The 20,871-nt window shown below is 66.9% G+C and carries 18 protein-coding genes; 9 read left to right on the forward strand and 9 right to left on the reverse strand.

Features of this window, described 5'->3' with window-relative positions; genetic code table 11:
• Positions 1–46 precede the first annotated feature (46 nt).
• On the reverse strand, positions 47–952 hold the full coding sequence (locus C1931_RS05710) for a LysR family transcriptional regulator ArgP (protein ID WP_108755669.1): 906 nt from the start codon (positions 950–952) through the stop codon (positions 47–49).
• 137 nt (positions 953–1,089) lie between these two features.
• Between C1931_RS05710 and C1931_RS05715 the strand changes: the two genes are divergently transcribed.
• Both C1931_RS05715 and C1931_RS05720 read left to right on the forward strand, forming a co-directional pair.
• Positions 1,090–1,725 (forward strand): LysE family transporter, encoded by a 636-nt coding sequence (locus C1931_RS05715; RefSeq protein WP_108748912.1) that lies wholly within the window; start codon positions 1,090–1,092, stop codon positions 1,723–1,725.
• 172 nt (positions 1,726–1,897) lie between these two features.
• Entirely contained in the window at positions 1,898–3,883 is a 1,986-nt protein-coding gene (locus tag C1931_RS05720) for a prolyl oligopeptidase family serine peptidase (protein WP_108755670.1), read from the forward strand.
• A gap of 24 nt (positions 3,884–3,907) precedes the next feature.
• On the opposite strand, the gene C1931_RS05725 is transcribed toward C1931_RS05720, so the two are convergent.
• Positions 3,908–5,662 (reverse strand): oligopeptide:H+ symporter, encoded by a 1,755-nt coding sequence (locus C1931_RS05725; RefSeq protein WP_108752466.1) that lies wholly within the window; start codon positions 5,660–5,662, stop codon positions 3,908–3,910.
• Positions 5,663–5,669: 7 nt separating this feature from the next.
• Entirely contained in the window at positions 5,670–6,842 is a 1,173-nt protein-coding gene (locus tag C1931_RS05730; RefSeq protein ID WP_108755671.1) for a heparan-alpha-glucosaminide N-acetyltransferase domain-containing protein, read from the reverse strand.
• 201 nt (positions 6,843–7,043) lie between these two features.
• On the opposite strand from C1931_RS05730, the gene C1931_RS05735 reads away from it, so the two are divergent.
• The 3 genes from C1931_RS05735 to C1931_RS05745 all read left to right on the forward strand — a co-directional run bounded on the left by C1931_RS05735 (position 7,044) and on the right by C1931_RS05745 (position 12,763).
• Positions 7,044–9,008, forward strand: a complete 1,965-nt coding sequence (locus tag C1931_RS05735) for an oligopeptide transporter, OPT family (RefSeq protein ID WP_108752468.1) — start codon at positions 7,044–7,046, stop codon at positions 9,006–9,008.
• Between the two features lie 320 nt (positions 9,009–9,328).
• The gene (locus tag C1931_RS05740) at positions 9,329–11,407 is read left to right on the forward strand and encodes a S9 family peptidase (protein WP_108755672.1); all 2,079 of its coding nucleotides are present in this window, start codon (positions 9,329–9,331) and stop codon (positions 11,405–11,407) included.
• A 132-nt stretch (positions 11,408–11,539) separates the two neighbouring features.
• Positions 11,540–12,763 carry a DUF819 family protein gene (locus tag C1931_RS05745; RefSeq protein WP_108755673.1) on the forward strand — a complete coding sequence of 408 codons (1,224 nt, stop codon included), beginning with the start codon at positions 11,540–11,542 and terminating at the stop codon, positions 12,761–12,763.
• A gap of 75 nt (positions 12,764–12,838) precedes the next feature.
• Here the strand turns inward: C1931_RS05745 and C1931_RS05750 are convergent, their stop codons facing one another.
• The 5 genes from C1931_RS05750 to C1931_RS05770 are packed head-to-tail and all read right to left on the reverse strand — an operon-like array spanning position 12,839 to position 15,867.
• Positions 12,839–13,318 carry a hypothetical protein gene (locus tag C1931_RS05750; protein WP_108755674.1) on the reverse strand — a complete coding sequence of 160 codons (480 nt, stop codon included), beginning with the start codon at positions 13,316–13,318 and terminating at the stop codon, positions 12,839–12,841.
• 47 nt (positions 13,319–13,365) lie between these two features.
• Positions 13,366–13,626, reverse strand: a complete 261-nt coding sequence (gene minE, locus C1931_RS05755) for a cell division topological specificity factor MinE (protein WP_005408532.1) — start codon at positions 13,624–13,626, stop codon at positions 13,366–13,368.
• Between the two features lie 2 nt (positions 13,627–13,628).
• Complete coding sequence (gene minD / locus C1931_RS05760) at positions 13,629–14,438, reverse strand: septum site-determining protein MinD (RefSeq protein WP_108755675.1); 810 nt, start codon at positions 14,436–14,438, stop codon at positions 13,629–13,631.
• Between the two features lie 35 nt (positions 14,439–14,473).
• Positions 14,474–15,268 (reverse strand): septum site-determining protein MinC, encoded by a 795-nt coding sequence (gene minC / locus C1931_RS05765; protein WP_108755676.1) that lies wholly within the window; start codon positions 15,266–15,268, stop codon positions 14,474–14,476.
• Positions 15,269–15,270: 2 nt separating this feature from the next.
• A complete protein-coding gene (locus C1931_RS05770; RefSeq protein WP_108748923.1) occupies positions 15,271–15,867 on the reverse strand; it encodes a GNAT family N-acetyltransferase in 597 nt (198 codons plus the stop codon).
• Positions 15,868–16,017: 150 nt separating this feature from the next.
• On the opposite strand from C1931_RS05770, the gene C1931_RS05775 reads away from it, so the two are divergent.
• The 4 genes from C1931_RS05775 to C1931_RS05790 all read left to right on the forward strand — a co-directional run bounded on the left by C1931_RS05775 (position 16,018) and on the right by C1931_RS05790 (position 19,647).
• Complete coding sequence (locus tag C1931_RS05775; RefSeq protein ID WP_108752472.1) at positions 16,018–17,223, forward strand: sensor histidine kinase; 1,206 nt, start codon at positions 16,018–16,020, stop codon at positions 17,221–17,223.
• Complete coding sequence (locus tag C1931_RS05780; RefSeq protein ID WP_108748925.1) at positions 17,223–17,864, forward strand: response regulator transcription factor; 642 nt, start codon at positions 17,223–17,225, stop codon at positions 17,862–17,864. The genes C1931_RS05775 and C1931_RS05780 overlap by 1 nt, the downstream gene beginning before the upstream one ends.
• 233 nt (positions 17,865–18,097) lie before the next feature.
• Positions 18,098–19,171, forward strand: coding sequence for an SRPBCC family protein (locus C1931_RS05785; protein ID WP_108755677.1), 1,074 nt, complete (start codon positions 18,098–18,100; stop codon positions 19,169–19,171).
• Positions 19,172–19,275: 104 nt separating this feature from the next.
• A complete protein-coding gene (locus C1931_RS05790; protein WP_108755678.1) occupies positions 19,276–19,647 on the forward strand; it encodes a DUF423 domain-containing protein in 372 nt (123 codons plus the stop codon).
• A 405-nt stretch (positions 19,648–20,052) separates the two neighbouring features.
• On the opposite strand, the gene C1931_RS05795 is transcribed toward C1931_RS05790, so the two are convergent.
• Positions 20,053–20,862 carry a M15 family metallopeptidase gene (locus C1931_RS05795; protein WP_199913911.1) on the reverse strand — a complete coding sequence of 270 codons (810 nt, stop codon included), beginning with the start codon at positions 20,860–20,862 and terminating at the stop codon, positions 20,053–20,055.
• Positions 20,863–20,871 lie beyond the last annotated feature (9 nt).

A 20,871-nucleotide genomic window follows, 5' to 3' on the forward strand; every position in this document is an offset into this window, starting at 1 on the left:
CCCGGTGGTAGATCCACCCCATGGGTGGATACGACCCCGGGCCGCCTCAGCGCTTCCGCCGCACCAGTGCGGTCGATGCCTCCAGCACGGCGCGGGTCAGCAGAGCCATGGTCTGCACATCGCCCTTCCAGTGCTGCCAGTACAGCGGCACGTCTTCCCAGGCGCGCTGGCGCACGTAGACCAGGCGGCCGGCATCCAGGTGCCGCTTCACCAGCGGCAGTGGGTTCATCGTCCAGCCCAGACCGCCCAGGTTGGCCTGCACGAACGCGCGGGTGGAGGGAATCCACCAGGTCGGCGCGGTGCTGGGCAGCTCGTCGCCGGCCATGCGCCGGGCGAACCGGGCCTGCATGTCGTCCTTGCGGTTGAACACCAGCACCGGCGCCTGCGCCAGCGCCTGCGCGGTCACGCCCTTGGCGAAGTGCTGGTCGCGGAATTCCGGGGTGCAGGTGGCGGCGTAGCGGATGCTGCCCAGCGCATGGATCTGGCAGCCCTGCACCGGTTCGTCCAGGGTGGTCACCGCGCCCAGCACCGTGCCCTGGCGCAGCAGCTCCACGGTGTGGTCCTGGTCTTCCACGCGCAGGTCCAGGGTGGTGCCGGTGCCTTGGGCAAAGGCGTGCGCAGCCTGCGGAAACCAGGTTTCCAGGCTGTCATGGTTCACCGCCACCGGAATGCTGGCCTGCGGCAGGTCCTCGTCGGCCAGGCCCATGCGGTGCAGCGCGTCGTGCTCCAGCAGGGCAGTCTGTTCGGCCAGCTGTACCAGCAACTGGCCTTCGGCGGTAGCGGTGGCCGGGGTGCCGCGCTTCACCAGCAGGCGGCCGATGCGGTCTTCCAGTGCCTTGACCCGCTGCGAGATGGCCGATGGGGTGACATTGAGCGCCTGCGCGGCGCGGTCGAAGCTGCCTTCGCGGATCACCGCGGCCAAGGCTCGCAGCTGGGCGTGATCGATGCGCATGCGATTAAGCTCCGCTAATGTTGGTTTAGTAAGTTTAGCTCGTCTTCTTAATGTTGCGGCGCGACAATAGCGTCCATTCCGGTGCTGTCCGCCTTCGCGAGGCACGGTCCCCCCAGCAAGACAAGGCAGTGAATCCCATGTTCTCGGTCATCTCCGCCAGCACCGGCCTCGGTGCCTGGTTCTCTGGTGCAGCTACCGGCATCGGCCTGTTCGCCGTGGTCGGTGCCCAGAGCGCCTTCATCCTGCGCCAGGGCATCCTGCGCAAGCACATCGTGCCGGTGGTCGCCACCTGCGCGGCCATCGATGCGTTCTTCATCTTCGCCAGCGTGGCTGGCCTGCGCACGCTCACCACGGCGCTGCCGTGGCTGACCACCGCGGTGCTGTGGACCGGCGTGGCCTTCCTGGCCTGGTATGCCATGAAGTCCGCGCGCCGTGCCTTTGCCGGTGGCGGTGGCATGGGCGAGGCCGACAGTGACGACGGCAGCCGCCGTGCGGTGCTGATGGCGGCGGTCGGCTTTTCGCTGATCAATCCCCACTTCTGGCTGGACATGATGGTGATCGGTTCGATTGCCGAAAACTTCGGCAATGCACGCATGGCCTTCGCCGCCGGCGTGGTCACCGCCAGCTGCCTGTGGCTGACCGCGCAGGGCCTGGGCGCGCGCCTGCTGGCGCCGTTGTTCACCAAGCCCAGCACCTGGCGCGTGCTGGACGGCACCATCGCGGTGATCCTCAGCATCCTGGCCCTGACCCTGGCGGTGCGCGGGGTCCACTGACCCACTGCGCACGCCCCCCGAACCCACGTCCTGACTCTCTCTCCAAGGTAGTGGCCATGACGGCACCGGCAACGGTGCCGTCTTTTTTTTGTCGCCGCCAGCACTGGCGGGCGGCAATCGGCCGTGCCTAGAATCGGCGATGCGGACAGGGTGTCCGCTTCAAGGGGGAAGGATGCGCAAGTGCCTGCTGGCTGCCCTGGTGGCGGCCGTGCTGTTGCCGGGGAAGGCAATGGCAGTCGATGTGGATGCGTTCGTGCGCCAGGAGGCGTTCGGCGATCTGAAGATTTCACCCAGTGGCCAGTACTACGCCACCACCGTGCCGGGCGAGGATTTCACCGCGCTGGCGATCCTGCGGTCATCGGACAATTCCGTGGTCAGCAGCATGCGGCCACCGAGCAAGAACCACGCCACCGATTTCCACTGGGTCAACGACTCCCGCCTGCTGATCGGCGTGGCCGAAAAGTTCGGCAGCCTGGACGAGCCGTCGCCCACTGGCGAGCTGCTGTCGATGAACGCCGAAAGCGGCCGTACCGAACTGCTGGTGGGCTACCGGGTAACCAGCAACGGGCCGGGCACGCGCATCCAGCCGAAGAAGGTGGAGGCCATCGCCGCCTTCCTGTCCGACGACCTGCCGGACGACGACCGCAACGTGGTGATCGCGGTGTGGCCCTTCAGCGAAGATCCCTACACCCGCGCCGAGCGCCTGGATGTGCAGAGCGGCAAGCGCGCCACGGTGGCCCGTTCGCCGGTGCGCCGCGCCGATTTCACCACCGATGCGCAGGGCCAGGTGCGTTTTGCCCACGGCGCGGGCACGGACAACGTCAACAAGCTGTACTACCGCGCGGCCAACGGAACCGACTGGGCGCTGGTGAACGATGAGAGTGTGTCCGCACGCATCGAAACCGCGATTGGCTTTTCCGAAGATGGGCAGCTGGCCTATCTGAAGAGCGAGCAGTCCAGCGGTCCCGATGCCATCGTCAGCTGGAACCCGCAGACACGTGAGCGCAAGACCGTGCTGCGCGACGAGGTGGTCGATCCGTACCGCATCATCGTCCGCCCCGGTACCCGCATTCCGGTGGGCGCGCTGTACCTGGGCGACACCCCGCGCACCCGTTTCTTCGACGAGACGTCGGCCGATGCGCGGCTGTACCGCAGCCTGGAGGCGGCGTTCCCCGGCCAGGCGGTCTTCATCACCTCCAGCACCCGCGACGGCAACAAGGTACTGGTACGCGTCTGGTCCGGCTCCAACCCCGGCGACTTCTATGTCTACGATATTGCCGCGCGCAAGGCCGATTACCTGATCAGCCGCAGCGACTGGATCAACGTGGAAAAGACTGCGACGGTCAAGCCGTTCAAGCTGCAGGCCCGCGACGGCCTGCCGCTGCATGGCTACCTGACCGTGCCGCATGGCAGCGACGGCCGTAACCTGCCGATGGTGGTCATGCCGCATGGCGGGCCGCTTGGCATCTACGACGATGGCAGCTACGACCGCGAAGCGCAGATGCTGGCCGCGGCCGGCTATGCGGTGCTGCAGGTCAATTTCCGTGGCTCGGGCAACTACGGCCGTGCCCACGGTCAGGCGGCCGCCGAGCAGTGGGGCAAGGCCATGCAGGATGACGTGACCGACGCCACCCGCTGGGCAATCAGCCAGGGTGTGGCCAACAAGGACCGCATCTGCATCTACGGCGCCAGCTACGGCGCCTATTCGGCCATGATGGGCGCCGTCCGCGAACCCGGTCTGTACCAGTGCGCGGCTGGCTACGTGGGGGTGTACGACCTGCCCATGATGTTCAACCGCGGCGACGTGCAGGACCGCAAGTCGGGCATGACCTACCTGCGCGAATGGCTGGGCGATCCGGCCAAGCTCGGCGCGGTATCGCCGGTCAACCTGGCCGCGCAGATCAAGGTGCCGGTGTTCCTGGCCGCCGGTGGCGAGGACAAGCGCGCACCGATCCAGCACACCGAGCGCATGGAAGCGGCGCTCAAGCGTGCCGGAACGCCGGTCGAAAGCCTGTACTACAAGACCGAAGGCCACGGCTTCTACACGCTGGAACACAAGCGCGAGTACTACGGAAAACTGCTGGCCTTCCTGTCGCGCAGCCTGGGCGGCGCCACGGCCAGCGCCAGCGTGCCGGCGGACAAGGGCAAGGCGCCCTGAGCCTGGCGGCGCGGGTGCACGGGGTCATTTGACCCCGTGCATCATCCGCTTCAGCAGCGGGGCGGCAACGAAGGCCGCCACCGCACAGCCCAGGCCGATCCACATCAGCAGCCAGAACAGGTGCGCATAGGCACCGGCAGCGGCCACCATGTCCAGCGCTTCGCCTTCGGGCACCTCGATCGCCGCCAGCTTGCCGAACAGCGCGGCCAGCGTTTCCGAAAACGCGGTGGCCAGGAACCAGGTGCCCATCATCAGGCTCATCACCCGCGGCACGGCCAGCTGGGTCACCGCCGAAAGGCCGACCGGCGACAGACACATCTCACCGCTGGCCAGCAGGAAGTAGGCCAGCACCAGCCACCACACACTGGCCATCTCACCGGTGGCGCCCACCTGCTGTGCGGCCAGCGCCAGCGGTACGAACGACAGCGCACCGATCACCAGGCCCCAGGCCGATTTCACCGGCTTGCCCGGCTCCCAGCCGCGGCGGTCCATCCAGGTCCACAGCGCGGCGAAGGCCGGCGCCAGCAGTACCAGGAACAACCCACCCAGGTAGGTGAGCGAACCGGCGGTCTGCGGAATCACCAGGCAGTCGCGCACCAGCAGCACCAGCATCAGCGCCACGATGGCAATGAAGAACGCACGCGGTGCGTTGGAACCCGGGCGGCGTTCGGCCAGGCGCGCGCTGACCACGAAGCCCAGCGGCGCCAGCAGCAGCGACACGATCGACCACGGCAGCGGGGTGCCATCGGTGATCACCAGCGCCGGCACGATGTCCTTGGTCAGCAGCCGGTCGGTGAAGGTGACCCACGACCCGTACGACTGCTCGTACATCGTGAAGAACACCAGCGCCATGAAGATCAGCACCATCAGCGCGATCATCTGCTGGCGCTGCACCGGCGTGCATTTGCTGCCGGTGAACCAGGCGAACCAGACCAGCACGCCGCCCAGCACCACCAGCATCAGCATCAGCGCCAGGCTGATTTCACCGCCCAGCGCGAACGCGCCGTTGCCGGCCGCCCACATCAGCCACGCCACCGGCAGCACACCGATCACCGCGCACAGGTAGATCAGCCACTCGCGCGGCAGGCCGAGCACCTTCTGCTTCAGCGCGGCCGGCTGCGGCGGTTCGGCGTGGCCGTGCAGGTACTTCTGGCCCCACAGGAACATGGCCAGGCCGGCCAGCATGCCGATGCCGGCCGCACCGAAGCCGTACTTCCAGCCATAGGCCTCGCCCAGGAAACCGCAGACCAGCGACGAGAACAGCGCGCCCAGGTTGATGCCCGCGTAGAACAGCGAGAAGCCCGAATCGCGGCGCGGGTCGTCCTTGGGGTAGAGCTTGCCGACGATGGTGGAAATGTTCGGCTTCAGGAAGCCCACGCCCATGATGATCAGCGCCAGCGACAGATAGGTCACCGCCAGCGCCGAGGTGTCGCGCACCACTTCGCCGTTCACCCGGTACGCCGCGTGGCCTTCGAAGGCCATGCCCAGGTGGCCCAGCACCAGCAGGATGCCGCCGAACAGCACCGCGCGTCGCATGCCCAGCCAGCGGTCGGCCAGCATGCCGCCGAATACCGGAATGCAGTACACCAGGCCACCGTAGGCGCCCAGCAGGTCCAGCCCGGCCTTGTCACCGAACAGGTGGTACTTGGTCAGGTACAGCAGCAGCAGCGCCTTCATGCCATAGAAGGAAAAGCGCTCCCACATTTCGGTGAAGAAGCAGACGTAGACGCCCTTGGGGTGGCCCAGGAAATCGTCGGAAGCAATCGCGGTGGAATTCATCGGCGGATTATAGGCGCGTGCCGCAGGCGCGCGCCGGGTAGCGCAACCACGCCAGATCGCGCCGGCGCGCCTTGAACCGCCCGAACGCGCGTGTGGCCGGGTACAGCGCCACCGCCAGCGCACAGGCCACCAGCAGCAGGCCGGCCACCGAATCCAGCGCGTACAGGCTGCCGTGGGTCGGCCCCCAGATCGCCAGCGCGGCCAGGTACATCAGCTTCAGCACATACAGGTGCAGCAGGTAGAAGAACATCGGTGCGGCGCCAATGTCGGCCAGCGGCTGCAGCGCGCGCGCCAGCGGCGGCCATTCGTACAGGCGCAGCAACAGCAGGCCGACGCCCAGGGTCAGCAGCAGGAACTGCAGCGACGGCGGGTACTTGGTCACGTTGAACACACTCATCCAGGTGCGCAGCGCGCTGTCCTGGTACTGCCACGGCGCTTCGCCATAGCCGTTGGCCAGGCGCAGCAGGGCGAACGCCGCCAGCGCACCCAGCCCGGCCCACAGCAGCCAACGCTGGCGCTGCGCCGGGTCGCGGTCGCGGGCGAACCACGGCCCCATCAGATAGCCCAGGGCGATCACCCCGATCCACGGCAGCAGCGGGTAGGAGGTGCGCAGGCGCATCACCCCGGCGTCGATCCAGTCGCGCTGGTGCAACACCTTCCACAGCACCGCCAGCACGCCATTGCCTTCCACCCGCACCCCATCGAACAGGTTGTGGCCGGCCACCAGCAGCACGCCCAGCACCAGCAGGGCAGGGCGCGGCAGCCACAGCAGGCCGGCCAGCGCGATCATGCTCAGCCCGATCGCCCAGATCACCTGCAGGTACAGCGTGTCCGGCGGGAACTGGAAGGTCCAGGCGAAGCTCACCAGGGTCAGCTCCAGCACCACCAGGAACAGGCCGCGCTTGAGCAGGAAGGCCGCCGTGGGGCGGCGCGGGTCGGCCTGGCGCTGGCCGTACAGCCACGCCGACAGGCCGGTCAGCAGCACGAACACCGGCGCACACAGGTGGGCCAGCAGGCGGCAGGCGAACAGGGCCGGCGAGACCGTGGCGGCATCCATCGGATCGCTCACCTGGTACTGCAGGAAAAAGGTCTCGCGCACGTGGTCCAGCAGCATCAGCAGCATCACGGTGCCGCGCAGCTGGTCGATGGAGGCCAGGCGGGGAGAGGGGGAAGAGGCCATGCGGGGAAAGGGAACAAACGAATTGGATAGGATATAACATATCGTTTGCCTCAGTCCCAACGGGGTTTTGCCGGTTCGGCCCGTTGGCGGTGCCGACGACCGTGGCGGACGCTGCAGCAGGCGCCCCCATCCTTTGGCACGCTGGACTTGCCGCCCCCTGAACGCTAGCGTGCAAGGGATTTTTTGCCAGCAGGGGCTTCCATGAACCACGACGCTGCGCCCAAGCAGCTCACCTTCCGCGCAGTGGCCCTGGCCATCGTGCTGGCGGTGGTGCTGTCAGCGGCCAACGCCTACCTCGGTCTGTTCGCAGGCCTGACCATTGCTACCGCCATTCCCGCCGCGGTCATTTCCATGGGCGTGCTGCGCCTGCTGGGCGGTGGTTCCATCCTCGAAAACAACATCGTGCAGACCGGCGCCTCGGCCGGTTCGTCCATCGCCGCAGGTGTCATCTTCACCATCCCGGCGCTGGTCATCATGGGCTACTGGCCCGACTTCAAGTACTGGTGGGTGCTGGGCATCGCCGGTCTGGGTGGCCTGCTGGGCGTGCTGTTCTCGGTGCCGCTGCGGCGTTCGATGATCGTCGAAGACCCGCTGCCGTTCCCGGAAGGCAAGGCCGCAGCCGAAGTGCTCAAGGCCGGTGAGAACCCCGGCCCGGGCCTGAAGATCCTGGGTCTGTCGGCCGTGATCGGTGCCTTCGTCAAGCTGGCCGCCGAAAGCGGCCTGCGCCTGATCCCCGATGCCTGGTCGACCTCGGCCTACGTCGGCAGCTCCAAGATCACCGCCTTCATCGGCACCAACCTGTCGCCGGCCCTGCTCGGCGTGGGCTACATCGTCGGCCTGAATGTGGGCATCGTGGTGGTGTCTGGCTCGATCCTGACCTGGCACATCGCCATTCCGATCTACCAGGCGTTCTTCATGAACACCGATCCGGCCCTGGCCGCCTCGGTCGCCACCGCCTCGTCCACCGAGGCCGCGTTCGCCATCTGGGGCGCGAAGATGCGTTACCTGGGTGTAGGCGCAATGCTGATTGGCGGCATCTGGACCCTGATCTCGCTGCGCAAGTCGCTGCTGAACGGCGTCAAGAGTGGCTTCGCCGCCGCGCGCAAGAGTGGCGGTCCGGTGCTGGCCCATACCGAACGCGACCTGCCGATGAAGTGGATGCTGGTCGCCCTGGTGGCCTTCGTGCTGCCGCTGCTGGCCCTGTACCAGGCCATCGTCGGCCAGTGGCACGTGTCCATTCCGATGACCATCATCATGATCGTCGCCGGCTTCCTGTTCGTGTCCGTGTCGGCCTACCTGGCCGGCCTGATCGGTTCGTCCAACAACCCGGTCTCGGGCATCACCATCTCCACCATCCTGTTCGCCTCGGCGGTGCTGGTGGTGCTGCTGGGCGCCGATGGCCTGAAGCCGGTCGGCGCCGGTGGTGCGCCGCTGGGTGCGGTGGCCGCCATCATGATCGGCGCGGTGGTGTGCTGTGCCGCCGCGGTGGGCGGTGACAACCTGCAGGATCTGAAGGCCGGCTACATCGTCGGTGCTACCCCGTGGAAGCAGCAGCTGATGCTGGGCATCGGTGCGTTCTCGTGCGCGCTGATCATGGCCCCGGTGCTGAACCTGCTGGCCACCGCCTACGGCATCGGCGTGAAGTCCGAGCTGCACCCGAACGCGCTGGCCGCCCCGCAGGCGAACCTGATGGCGTCGGTGGCCAAGGGCCTGTTCGGTGGCGAACTGCCGTGGACCTTCATCGGCATCGGTGCCGTGGTCGGTGCGGTCATCATCGCCTTCGACAGCTGGCTGAAGTCGCGCAATTCGCGCTTCCGCGTGCCGGTGCTGGCCGCCGCCATCGGTATCTACCTGCCGCTGGAACTGATGGTGCCGATCTTCCTGGGCGGCCTGATCGCCTATCTGGTCGAGCGCTTCCACAAGGTGCGTGGCGATGATGAAGAAGGCCGCGACCGCGTGCACAAGCCGGGCGTGCTGTTCGCCGCCGGCCTGATCACCGGTGAGGCGCTGATGGGTATCGCCATCGCCGTGCCGATCGTGGTCAGCAGCCGTGCCGACGTGCTGGCCCTGCCGTTCCACCTGCCGGCCGCGCAGTGGTTCGGCCTGGCCGTGCTGTTCCTGGTGGGCCTGCTGATCTACCGCACCGGCAAGCGCGCGCAGGCGTAATGCCCAAGGGGTCGGATCCCTTCCCGCAGGGAAGGGCTCTGACCCCGGCTGGCAGCGTCTGGGGTCAGAGCCGATTCCGGTGCAAGGGGTCGGATCCCTTCCCGCAGGGAAGGGCTCTGACCCCGGCTGGCAGTCTCTGGGGTCAGAGCCGATTCCTGCGGAATCGGATCCGACCCCGGGCTGCCCACAAACCGCGCTACGGCGCGGTTTGCTGTTTCTGGCGGCGGGAACCGCGCTGGCCGGCAGGCATGACCGATGGCCTTGGCAGCCCCGCCCGCGCAGGCCTACCATCGGTTTTTTGCCGTCCTGCGGAGACCCCGATGAAACTGCGTCATGCCCTGCTGCCACTGAGCCTGCTGGCCGCCCTGCCCAGCGTTGCCGCTGCCCGTGGCCTGGAAGTCCGCGACATGGTGGCCATGGATCGCGTCTCCGCCCCGGTCCTGACCGCCGATGGCAGCACCGTGGTGTTCGCCAAGCGCAGCACCGACGCCGCGCTGAAGTCCAGCACCGCCCTGTTCGCGCGCAACCTGCGCACGCGTGATGCGGCCCCGCCGAAGCAGATCACCCCGGCTGGCTGGAACGTCAATTCGGCTTCGCTGTCGGCTGATGGCCAGACCGTCTATTTCCTCAGCGCCAAGAACGGCAGCCAGCAGCTGTACGCCCAGCCGATCAGCGGCGGCACCCCGCGCCAGCTGACCGACTTCCCGGTGGACGTGGACAGCTACCACGTCTCGCCGCAGGACGACCGCGTGCTGTTCAGCGCCGGCGTGTTCCAGGCCTGCGCCTCCGACCTGGCCTGCACCGAAAAGAAGCTGAAGGACGTGGCCGGCGCCAAGGCCAGCGGCAAGGTCTTCGATTCGCTGTTCGTGCGCCATTGGGACACCTGGAACGACGGCCGCCGCAACACCCTGTTCGTGGCCCCGCTGCCGGTCGCCAAGGGCGGCCCGGTGAAGGGCGCATCGGCGCTGAGCGCCACCATTGATGGCGACGCGCCGTCCAAGCCGTTCGGCGGCAATGACGATTTCACCTGGTCGCCCGATGGCAGCAGCGTGGTCGCCAGCATCCGCGTGGCCGGCAAGCAGGAACCGTGGTCGACCAACTTCGACCTGTACCGCTTCGATGCGGCCGGCAAGCAGGCGCCGGTGAACCTGACCGCGTCGAACCCGGCCTGGGATGCCGGCCCGGTGTTCAGTGCCGACGGCAAGACCCTGTTCTACCGCGCCATGAAGCGCCCGGGCTTCGAAGCCGACCGCTTCGGCCTGATGGCGATGGACCTGGCCAGCGGCAAGACCCGCGAAATCGCCCCGCAGTGGGACCGCTCGGCCGGTGAGATCAACCTGTCCGCCGATGGCGCCAGCATCTACACCACCACCGACGACCTGGGCGAACACCCGCTGTTCCAGATCGACGTGGCCAGCGGCAAGGCCACCAAGGTCATCGGCGATGGCACCGTGTCTTCGGTCAGCGTGGCCGGCAACAGCGTGGCCATCACCCGCAACAGCCTGAAGAGCAACGACCAGGTGCTGGTTGGCCTGCTGCCGGCCGCCGGCGAAACCATGGGCCCGCTGCGCGCGCTGACCCCGGCTGCCGGTGAAGTGCTGAAGGACGTCAGCTTCGGCGACTACGAACAGTTCGAGTTCAAGGGCTGGAACAACGACACCGTGCACGGCTACGTGGTCAAGCCGCACAACTACCAGGAAGGCAAGTCCTACCCGGTCGCGTTCCTGATCCACGGCGGCCCGCAGGGCAGCTTCGGCAACGGCTGGAGCTACCGCTGGAACCCGCAGACCTACACCGGCCAGGGCTACGCGGTGGTCATGATCGACTTCCACGGTTCCACCGGTTACGGCCAGGCCTTCACCGATGCGATCAGCCAGCACTGGGGCGACCGCCCGCTGGAAGATCTGCAGAAGGGCTGGGACGCGGCGCTGAAGAAGTATTCCTTCCTCAACGGTGACAAGGCCTGTGCGCTGGGCGCCAGCTACGGCGGCTTCATGGTCAACTGGATCGCCGGCAACTGGAACGGCCCGTTCAAGTGCCTGGTGAACCACGATGGTGTGTTCGACCAGCGCATGATGGGCTATGCCACCGAAGAACTGTGGTTCACCGAATGGGAGCAGGGCGGTACCCCGTACCAGAAGGCGGCCAACTACGAGAAGTTCAACCCGGTCAACCACGTGGCTGACTGGAAGAAGCCGATCCTGGTCATCCACGGCCAGCAGGATTTCCGCATTCCGGTCGAACAGGGCCTGGCCGCGTTCACCGCCGCCCAGCGCCAGGGCATCGAATCGAAGTTCCTGTACTTCCCGGACGAAAACCACTGGGTGCTGAAGCCGGACAACAGCATCCTGTGGCATGACACCGTCAACGCCTGGCTGAAGCAGCACATCGGCGAGTAAGCCGCTGCAGCGCCAAGGGGTCGGATCCCATCCGCATCGCGGATGGGCTCCGACCCCATCCATCGACTGTTCCAGGGGTCAGCGCCCTTTCGCATCGCGAAAGGGATCCGACCCCGCACCCAGAGCACCTGCATGATCCAGAACGACATCGTCGTCTTCGGTTTGATCGCCGCCACCCTCGGTGCCGTGTTCTGGACCGCCTCGCGCGAGCAGGGCCTGTGGAAGCGCTTCTATACCTTCGTGCCGGCGCTGCTGCTGTGCTATCTGCTGCCGGGCATCTACAACACCGTCGGCCTGATCGACGGGCAGAACACCAAACTCTACAACCCGGTGGCGCGCGACATCCTGCTGCCGGCGGCGCTGATCCTGCTTACCCTGGCGGTGGACATCAAGGGCATCCTGCGGCTGGGCCCGAAGCTGGTGCTGATGTACCTGGGCGCCTCGGCCAGCATCATGCTCGGCGCGGTGGTGGCCTTCCTGGTGATGCGCGCCATCCACCCCGATACGGTGGCCGGCGATACCTGGGCCGGCATGGCCGCCTTGGCGGGCAGCTGGATCGGTGGCGGCGCCAACATGCTGGCCATGCGCGAAGTGTTCGACGTCAACGCCACCACCTTCGGCCAGTTTGCCGTGGTCGATGTGGGCGTGGGCTATGTGTGGATGGCCGCGCTGATCTTCCTGGCCGGGCGCGCGGCGAAGATCGATGCGCGCAGCGGTGCCGATACCTCGGCCATCGATGAGCTGAAGGAGCGCATCGCACGCTTCCAGGCCGAGCACGAGCGCATTCCCAGCCTGACCGACCTGATGCTGATCGTGGCGGTGGCCTTCGGTGGCGTCGGCCTGGCCCATGCCATCGGCGCGCCGTTGGCAGCCTGGTTCAAGGCCAACGTCAGCTGGGCCGCGCAGTTCAGCCTGGACGCGCCGTTCGTCTGGGTGGTGGTGCTGTCCACCACGCTGGGCCTGGGGCTCAGCTTCACCCGTGCGCGCACGCTGGAAGGCGCTGGCGCCTCGCGGCTGGGCTCGCTGCTGCTGTACTTCCTGATTGCCTGCATCGGCATGCAGATGGATCTGCTGGCGTTGCTGGACCGGCCGTGGCTGTTCCTGCTGGGGCTGATCTGGATCGCCGTGCACATCGGCCTGCTGTGGTGCCTGGGCAAGCTGCTGAAGGTGCCGTTCTTCTACTTCGCCATCGGTTCGCAGTCGAACATCGGCGGCCCGGCCTCGGCACCGGTGGTGGCCGCCGCGTTCCATCCGGCACTGGCGCCGGTGGGCGTGCTGTTGGGCACGATGGGTTATGCGACTGGCACGTATCTGGCCTATGTGGTCGGCATCACCCTGCGCGCGCTGGCCACCTGACCGATGGGGACGGGGTCAGATCCCTTTTGCTGCGCAAAAGGGATCTGACCCCGGTTCACGGCCGCTGCCGCGGCTTTACGCCACCGGCAACCCGCGTTCGATCAACCACGCTTTCGCGTCTTCGGCGTCCTGCTCGAACCACGCTTGCGTGGACCCCAACCGGTACGTATACCCCCACGCATCCATGTCGGCCATCAGCCGCGCGCTGCCCACGCCGGGCAGCTGCCCGGCCAGCACGATCTGCAGGTAGCAGGTGGCATCTTCCTCGGGTACCGAATCGGTGGCGTCGGTGTGCACCTGCGCACGCCGTTCCGGCGGCAGCACGATCAGGTGGCAGGCTTCGTGCAGCATCGAGTGCACCGGCGTGTCGTCACGCACATACACGTTGCTGGCGATGATGCCGGCCTCGGGCTCACCCCAGTAGCTGCCGGGAATGGCTTCGCCGGCGGCCACGTGGTGCAGCCGCAGGCCATGCGCGGACAGCAGCTGCTGCGCATCGGCGAAGGCGATGTCGCCAACGCGGGTCACGTTCGGTTCGGGTGGGGTGTCGGTCATGCGGAGTCACACGGCCCCGCCCATGCAGGCACGGGCGGGGCAGGGGGTCAGGGCTTGTCCGGGCCTTCGGGCAGCGCCACGGAAATATCCAGCACGTCGTGCTGGCCGTCCTTCACCAGGTCGACCTTCACCGCATCGACGTCGATGTTCACGTACTTCTTGATCACTTCCAGCAGCTCGCGCTGCAGCAGCGGCAGGTAGTCCGGGCCACCGCGGTGGCTGCGTTCCTGCGCGATGATAATCTGCAGGCGGTTCTTGGCGGTTTCGGCGGTGGTCTTCTTCGCTTTGAGGAAATCAAACAGGCCCATGCTTACCCTCCGAACAGCTTGCTGAAGAAGCCCTTCTTCTCGACGTTGGTGAAGCGCATCGGGCGTTCTTCGCCCAGGATGCGCGCGACGGCGTCGTCGTAGGCCTGGCCGGCAGCGGATTCGACATCCAGGATCACCGGTTCGCCCTTGTTGGATGCATTGAGCACGTCGCCCGATTCAGGGATCACGCCAATGGCCTTCAGGCCCAGCACTTCTTCCACGTCGGCAATGCTGAGCATTTCGCCGCTTTCCACGCGCACCGGGGTGTAGCGGGTCAGCAGCAGGAAGGCCGGCACGTTCTGGCCCGATTCGGCCTTGTGGGTCTTCGAATCCAGCAGGCCGATGATGCGGTCGGAGTCGCGCACCGAGGACACTTCCGGGTTCACCACCACCACCGCGCGGTCGGCGAAGTACATGGCCAGGAACGCGCCCTTTTCGATGCCCGCCGGGGAATCGCAGATGATGTAGTCGAAGCCGTCGGCGGCCAGGTCCTTCAGCACCTTGCCCACGCCTTCCTGGGTCAGCGCATCCTTGTCGCGGGTCTGCGAAGCGGCCAGCACGTACAGGTTGTCAAAGCGCTTGTCCTTGATCAGGGCCTGCTTCAGGGTGGCTTCGCCGTGCACGACGTTCACGAAGTCGTACACCACGCGGCGTTCGCAACCCATGATCAGGTCGAGGTTGCGCAGGCCGACGTCGAAGTCGATCACGGCCACCTTCTTGCCGCGCCGTGCCAGGCCGCAGGCCAGGCTCGCGCTGGAAGTGGTCTTGCCGACGCCGCCCTTGCCGGAGGTGACTACGATGATTTCAGCCAAAGGACTTCTCCTGATGATTCTGTTTGGGTGCTGCGTCAGTCCAGCGCAGCGATCTTGATCTGGTCCTGTTCCAGCCACACCTGCACGGCCTTGCCGCGCAGGTTGTCCGGCACATCGTCCAGTACCTTGTAATGGCCCGCAATGGCGACCAGTTCTGCATGGAAATCGCGGCAGAAGATGCGCGCCGCGGTGTTGCCCTGAGCCCCTGCCAGCGCGCGGCCGCGCAGGGTGCCGTAGATATGGATGCTGCCGTCGGCGATCACCTCGGCGCCTGCGCCAACGGTGGCCATGACGGTCAGGTCGCAGTTTTCCGCGTACAGCTGCTGGCCCGAACGCACGTTGCCCAGCTGCATGCGGCCCGGCTGCGGCGCGGCGGCATCGGCGGCCTTGCCTACCGGCGTGGCCGGGGCGGGCTTGGGCTCGGTCTTGGCGGCGCGGCGCGGTTCGGCCGGCGGCGGCGGCGGCGGCGGGGCCGGTTCGGCTTCGGCGCGTTCGTACTGGGCGCGGAACTTGGCCAGCAGCGGCAGGCCCAGCTGCTGCGACAGCAGATCGATGGCCGTGGTGCCGTAGGCCAGCGCCACCGGCAGCACGCCGGCGCTGCGCAGGCCATCCACCAGCGCCTGCGCGGTGGCCACGTCCGGCACCTGGCTCAGGCCGCCGAAATCGAGGATGACCGCGGCGCGGCCGAACAGCTTCGGCGCACGGGTCACCCGCTCCTGCATTTCCTGCACGAGGCGTTCGACATCAAGGGTACGGATGCGCAGGTTGGCAATGCCCACCTGGCCGATCTTCAGTTCACCGGCCTGTTCGTAATCAAAATTCACCGCCACGCTCAGGTCCCCGTCGGCCGCTGTGCCTGCGCCGGCAGCTGCCGGTCGCGCGCCCACGCTACATCGGGCAGCTTGCCGCCGTAGGTGTCCTGCACCCAGGGGTAGCTGCACAGTTCCTTGGCCAGCATGCTGGCGCGCACATCCACGTGCGGCATGGTGTTCTGGCCCAACTCGCGGAAGCCGAAGCTGCCGTGGAAGAGCAGGGCAGCGTCGGCGCCGTGGTCCAGGAACACTTCGCAGGTCATCTGCGGGTAGCGCAGTTCGGCAAAGCTCTGCGCATCGGCATAGAACGCACGGCCGACGCCACCGCCGCGGCGGCGGCTGGCGACCACGATGCGGTCGATATAGAAGAAGGGGGTGTCCAGCTGCTGCTTGAACCAGGCGAAATTGCTGCTGTCGTGCTGGCTGTCGCTGCCGAAGCCGATCAGGAAGCCGGCCAGGTTGCCGTCGCGCTCGGCGACGCGGAAATATTCAGCGGTTTCGTAGAACAGGTGCAGCCGGGCCGCATCCAGCGGAAGGATGGCCAGGCCAGCATTGTTGTTCAACGCCAGGACGGAATCGAGCTCGTGCTCGCGCACGTCGCGGATGACAATCGACATTGTGACTCCGTGGGGTAACGCGGTTGGTCCTGCGAACGGACCCTGCGCACGATTATTGCATGCCCGGGGTGGGCTGCGGCATGAACAGGGGGCAGGGGCAAGCATGACTTTATGCCCTTGGGGCAGACCGCGCACAGGCTACGATGGGCCATGCTGGCCCGACTGAACCACAATGCGATGCTGCGCTACTCCGGGTTGTTCACCTGGGGCACCGTTGGCCTATGGCTGGCGATCTACCTGATCGATCCGGTCTCGCTCACCCTGGAAAGCCTGGATGGCGAAGCCGGCTACCGGGTCATTCCGTGGGCCTCGGCCTACCTGGCCTTCGGCGTGGTGTACTGGGGCCTGACCCGCGACCTGGGCGAAAGTGGGCCCGGCTTCTTCGACCATGCCGCGCTGATCCTGCTCACCGCCTGCGCCATCGGCGTCAGCTATTTCTCCGGCACCGCGCTGGGCAGCATCCTGCTGATGGTGGTGGCCGGGCTGCTGCCCTGGCTGCTGGGCCCGCGCATCGGCGTGGTCTGGCTGGTGGCCAGCAACCTGGCGGTGCTGCCGGTCTATATCAAGCCGCTGGGCTTCCCGCCGGTCATCGCCGTGCTGCAGGCGATGGGCTACATGGGCTTTTCCAGCTTCGTGTTCGTCATCGCGCTGGTGGCGCGGCGCCAGGCCGAAGCGCGCGACGAGCAGCGCCGCCTGAATGCCGAACTGCGCGCCACCCGCGCCCTGCTGGCCGAAAGCGCGCGGGTGAACGAACGCACGCGCATTTCCCGCGAGCTGCACGACGTGCTGGGCCACCAGCTGACCGCGCTCACCCTGAACCTGGAAGTGGCCGGCCACCTGGCCGAGGGCAAGGCGCTGGAACACGTGAAGCGTTCGCACACCCTGGCCAAGCTGCTGCTGGGCAACGTGCGCGAAGTGGTCAGCCAGCTGCGCGAGACCGGTGCGATCGACCTGGCCGCGGCCCTGCGCCCGCTGACCGAGAACGTGCCCTCGCTGGACATCCAGCTGGAGGTGGAGGAGCCGCTGAACGTGGAGGACCCGCAGCGGGCCCACGTGCTGCTGCGCTGCACCCAGGAAATCATCACCAACACGGTGCGCCATGCCCATGCCCGCCACCTGTGGATCCGGGTCTACCGCGAAGTGCCGGGGCAGGTGGTGGTGGAGGCCCGCGACGACGGTGTCGGGGCGGAAATGGTCAATGCAGGCAATGGCTTGCGCGGCATGCGCGAGCGCCTGCAACAATGTGGGGGCCAGCTGCAGGTGGAGACCCGCCCTGGCGACGGCTTCCGGCTGCGCGCCACGGTACCGGCCACGGTGCTGGCCGCACTTACCCAGGTTCCTGAAGGAGTACGGTGATGATTCGCGTCTGCCTGGTCGATGACCAAACCCTGGTGCGGCAGGGAATCCGCTCCCTGCTGGCGCTCGACGATGGCATTGAAGTGGTGGCCGAGGCGGCCGACGGCCGGCAGGCGGTCGAGCTGGTGCCGCAGGTGCGCCCGGACGTGGTGCTGATGGACATGCGCATGCCGGTGATGTCCGGCTTGGAGGCCCTGCAGGTGCTGTCGCGGCAGGAACAGCTGCCGCCGACCATCATCCTGACCACCTTCGACGATGACCAGCTGGTGCTGGCCGGGCTGAAGGCCGGCGCCAAGGGCTATCTGCTGAAGGATGTGACGCTGGAACAGCTGGTGGGGGCCATCCGTACCGTAGCCGACGGCGGCTCGCTGGTGCAGCCGGCCGTGACCCAGCGCCTGCTGTCCGGGCTGGAGCACATGCGCAACGATTTCGTCAGCCTGGACCGGCCGGACCCGCTCACCGACCGTGAGACGGAGATCCTGCGGCTGATGGCCAGCGGTTTCTCCAACAAGGAAATCGCCAATTCGCTGGGCGTGGCCGAGGGCACCATCAAGAACCACGTCTCGAACATTCTGTCCAAGCTGGGCGTGCGCGACCGCACCCGCGCGGTGCTGAAGGCGTTCGAACTCCAGTTGGTTTGATTAAAATCCTTTCAGGACAAGGGCTTGGGTCGTGTTTTCAGGCCCGGGGCGGGGTGCCCCCCTACTTGCCGGGGCCCCAGATGCGTTACCCTTCAAAATCTTTGTCCATACAAATACGCAGCCGGCACGGAAACCGGTGCGCCAATCCGATAAACAATGCCTGCGAAGCCTGCTAGGATTGGCGCTTCGCTTCAATCAACCCGGCCGTGGGATCGGCCCCGGAGACTCTCTGAATGACCCGTATTATCGAGTTCCTGATCGCCTTGGGGATCGTGGCTGGCCTGTTCGTCATCATTGGCGTATGTCTGCCGGGCGAGCGTCACATCACCGAAAGCATCGAGACCAACCGCAAGATGACGATCGTGTACGACACGGTCAACAGCCTGCGCCGCTTCAAGGACTGGAACCCGCTGGTACTGCGCGATCCCGCCGTTGACCTGAAGCTGTCCGGCCCGGCCTCGGGCGTGGGTGCCACCCTCGATTTCGCCTCCAAGGACCTGGGTAACGGTTCCTGGAAGATCACCGAATCGGAAGAAAACAAGCGCGTTGTGATCGCCGTCGAAGACCCGACCAAGGGCCACGACAAGGTCACCACCTTCACCCTGGAGCCGACCGGCAAGGGCGGTCGTAACGTCAAGATCACCCAGGATTACTCGGTGAAGTACGGCTTCGACCTGTTCGGCCGTTACGCCGGCCTGTATGTCAGCCGCCAGATCGGCGACGACATCAAGATGGGTCTGTCGCGCATGGCCAACATGCTGGCCACCGTGCCGAACGTTGACTACCGCACCGCCGAAGCCCCGCTGACCGATCTGGCCATCGTGGACGTGCCGGCCGAAGACCTGCTGGTCGTCAATGCCGGTAACGTCGATCGCGGCCAGGACACCATCACCAAGTCCATCAAGGACAACCAGGAATGGATCAAGCGCGTGATGGAGGCCAATGGCCTGGAAGCCGCCGGCCCGTTCCGCGTCATCACCACCGATTTCGGTGCTGAGAAGTACGCCTTCGACATCGCCCAGCCGGTGAAGAAGAAGGGCGCTGAAGGCGCGGCTGCCGAAGAACTGTCCGTCAAGATCGACGGCGGCGCTCCGGTGAAGTACGTCCGCGTTGCCCCGCACCGTTCGGCCCACGCGGCCTACACCGGCCACATGGCTGGCCTGGACATCGCCCGCAACGCACTGCGTGCCTGGGCCGTGACCAACGGTTCGGAAGTGATCGACCGTCCGTACGAGTCCTGGAAGGACGGCGTGGACAAGTCGTTCACCCCGGAAGGTACCTACGACATCTACTGGGCCGTCAAGTAAGCCTCGGCTGACCCATGTAGTGTTGGACACGAAAACGCGCCGCTTCCTGCGGCGCGTTTTTTTTCATCTGTGCCCCGTGGTCGGGGCCTGCGCAAGGAAAGACCATGTTCACTGCCGAACGTCGTGCGCGTAAACCTTCACTGCTGGCCTGCCTGGGCGCATTGCTTGCGGCAGCATCAATCGGCCTGTCGGCCTATGCCGCCCACGGCGTGGCCGACCCGCTGGCGCAGCAGCACCTGAACATGGCGGCGCTGTACGCCTTCGCCCACGGCGCGGTACTGCTGGCACTGGGCCCGCGTGCGCAGGGCGCGATCGCGCACCTGGGCCTGTACCTGGTGCTGCTGGGCGTGCTGCTGTTCTCAGGCAGCCTGGTGGGCGGCGCGCTGTGGCAGTGGCCGACCCGGCTGGCGCCAGTGGGCGGCACCACCTTGATGGCCGCCTGGGTGCTGCTGGCGATCAACGCGCTGCGGCGCTGAGGTAGCGCCGGGCCATGCCCGGCGAGGATCGTTGCCCGCGCGCGCTACAGGTAGCGCCGGGCCATGCCCGGCAGGGATCGTTGCCCCGCGCGCTACAGGTAGCGCCGGGCCATGCCCGGCGGGGATCGTTGCCCCGCGTATTTGTAGAGTCGAGCCATGCTCGACTTCGGCAAAACCAGCCGAGCATGGCTCGGCTCTACCGGAAATGTGCAGCCGAGCATGGCTCGGCTCTACCGGAAATGTGCAGCCGAGCATGGCTCGGCTCTACCGGAAATGTGCAGCCGAGCATGGCTCGGCTCTACCGGAAATGTGCAGCCGAGCATGGCTCGGCTCTACCGGAAATGTGCAGCCGAGCATGGCTCGGCTCTACCGGAAATGCGCAGCCGAGCATGGCTCGGCTCTACCTCAGTCGTTGGCCGGTGCCCAGCACCAGTGCCACGGCTCGTAGACGATGCCGTGCGGGTTGTCGCGCGGGTAGCTCAACCGGAACCCGTGCCCGCCGGCGTGTGCCTGCAGCCAGGCAAACGCCTCGGTGGCTTCAAACGTTTCTTCCGCCGGCGCATCGCCCGGCGTGCCGATATCCAGCGCATCACCCCGGTGGTGTTCGCTGAAGCCCGGCGCGGCGTTGACCTTCAGGATCTCGGCCACGCTCAGCCCGCGCGCGCGCTTGCGTTCGAAAATACCCAGTTGGTACGCGTGGCTGCGGAAACCGGAAATCGCATCCAGCGCCACGCCGTCGCGCGCGGCGTGCAGGCGCATGCGGCGCCAGCCCTGCGCGGCGGCGCGGCGCAGCCACAGCGGGCGGCCGAAACGGTCGCGCCCGGCGAAGTGCAGCAGGCAGGGCTCGGCTTCCAGTGGCAAGCCGCTGTCCTGTGCATAGGCATCCGCATCCAGGCCCAGCTGCTGCAGGCGCTGCTGCAGGCCCGCCAGCGGCAGCCAGTGGTCTTCCAGCGTTGCGGCGAAGGGGCGGGCGCGGGCCTGTTCCAGCAGCGCCAGGGCCGCTTCCACGCCGGGCTCGCGCGGCAGCCGCGCGACCAGTGAGTGCACACCGTGGTCCAGCACCACGGCCAGGTAGCGGCCATCCTGCTTGCGCCGCAGCACCCACTGCGCGCGGGCCAGCAGGCGTGCATCCAGGTTGCTGCGCGCGCGCAGCAGGGCGGCCGGCCACAGTTCCACGGCCTCGGTGTTGATCAGCAGGGGGGCGCGACGGTGCATGCCCGCAGC

The organism is Stenotrophomonas sp. YAU14A_MKIMI4_1, assembly GCF_003086855.1.
GTDB lineage: Bacteria > Pseudomonadota > Gammaproteobacteria > Xanthomonadales > Xanthomonadaceae > Stenotrophomonas.

Excerpts from the sequence above, each read along its gene's own strand:
- C1931_RS05710 (WP_108755669.1), bottom strand. The coding sequence starts at position 952 with ATGCGCATCGATCACGCCCAGCTGCGAGCCTTGGCCGCGGTGATCCGC.
- C1931_RS05715 (WP_108748912.1), top strand. The coding sequence starts at position 1,090 with ATGTTCTCGGTCATCTCCGCCAGCACCGGCCTCGGTGCCTGGTTCTCT.
- C1931_RS05720 (WP_108755670.1), top strand. The coding sequence starts at position 1,898 with ATGCGCAAGTGCCTGCTGGCTGCCCTGGTGGCGGCCGTGCTGTTGCCG.
- C1931_RS05725 (WP_108752466.1), bottom strand. The coding sequence starts at position 5,662 with ATGAATTCCACCGCGATTGCTTCCGACGATTTCCTGGGCCACCCCAAG.
- C1931_RS05730 (WP_108755671.1), bottom strand. The coding sequence starts at position 6,842 with ATGGCCTCTTCCCCCTCTCCCCGCCTGGCCTCCATCGACCAGCTGCGC.
- C1931_RS05735 (WP_108752468.1), top strand. The coding sequence starts at position 7,044 with ATGAACCACGACGCTGCGCCCAAGCAGCTCACCTTCCGCGCAGTGGCC.
- C1931_RS05740 (WP_108755672.1), top strand. The coding sequence starts at position 9,329 with ATGAAACTGCGTCATGCCCTGCTGCCACTGAGCCTGCTGGCCGCCCTG.
- C1931_RS05745 (WP_108755673.1), top strand. The coding sequence starts at position 11,540 with ATGATCCAGAACGACATCGTCGTCTTCGGTTTGATCGCCGCCACCCTC.
- C1931_RS05750 (WP_108755674.1), bottom strand. The coding sequence starts at position 13,318 with ATGACCGACACCCCACCCGAACCGAACGTGACCCGCGTTGGCGACATC.
- minE (WP_005408532.1), bottom strand. The coding sequence starts at position 13,626 with ATGGGCCTGTTTGATTTCCTCAAAGCGAAGAAGACCACCGCCGAAACC.
- C1931_RS05770 (WP_108748923.1), bottom strand. The coding sequence starts at position 15,867 with ATGTCGATTGTCATCCGCGACGTGCGCGAGCACGAGCTCGATTCCGTC.
- C1931_RS05775 (WP_108752472.1), top strand. The coding sequence starts at position 16,018 with ATGCTGGCCCGACTGAACCACAATGCGATGCTGCGCTACTCCGGGTTG.
- C1931_RS05780 (WP_108748925.1), top strand. The coding sequence starts at position 17,223 with ATGATTCGCGTCTGCCTGGTCGATGACCAAACCCTGGTGCGGCAGGGA.
- C1931_RS05785 (WP_108755677.1), top strand. The coding sequence starts at position 18,098 with ATGACCCGTATTATCGAGTTCCTGATCGCCTTGGGGATCGTGGCTGGC.
- C1931_RS05790 (WP_108755678.1), top strand. The coding sequence starts at position 19,276 with ATGTTCACTGCCGAACGTCGTGCGCGTAAACCTTCACTGCTGGCCTGC.
- C1931_RS05795 (WP_199913911.1), bottom strand. The coding sequence starts at position 20,862 with ATGCACCGTCGCGCCCCCCTGCTGATCAACACCGAGGCCGTGGAACTG.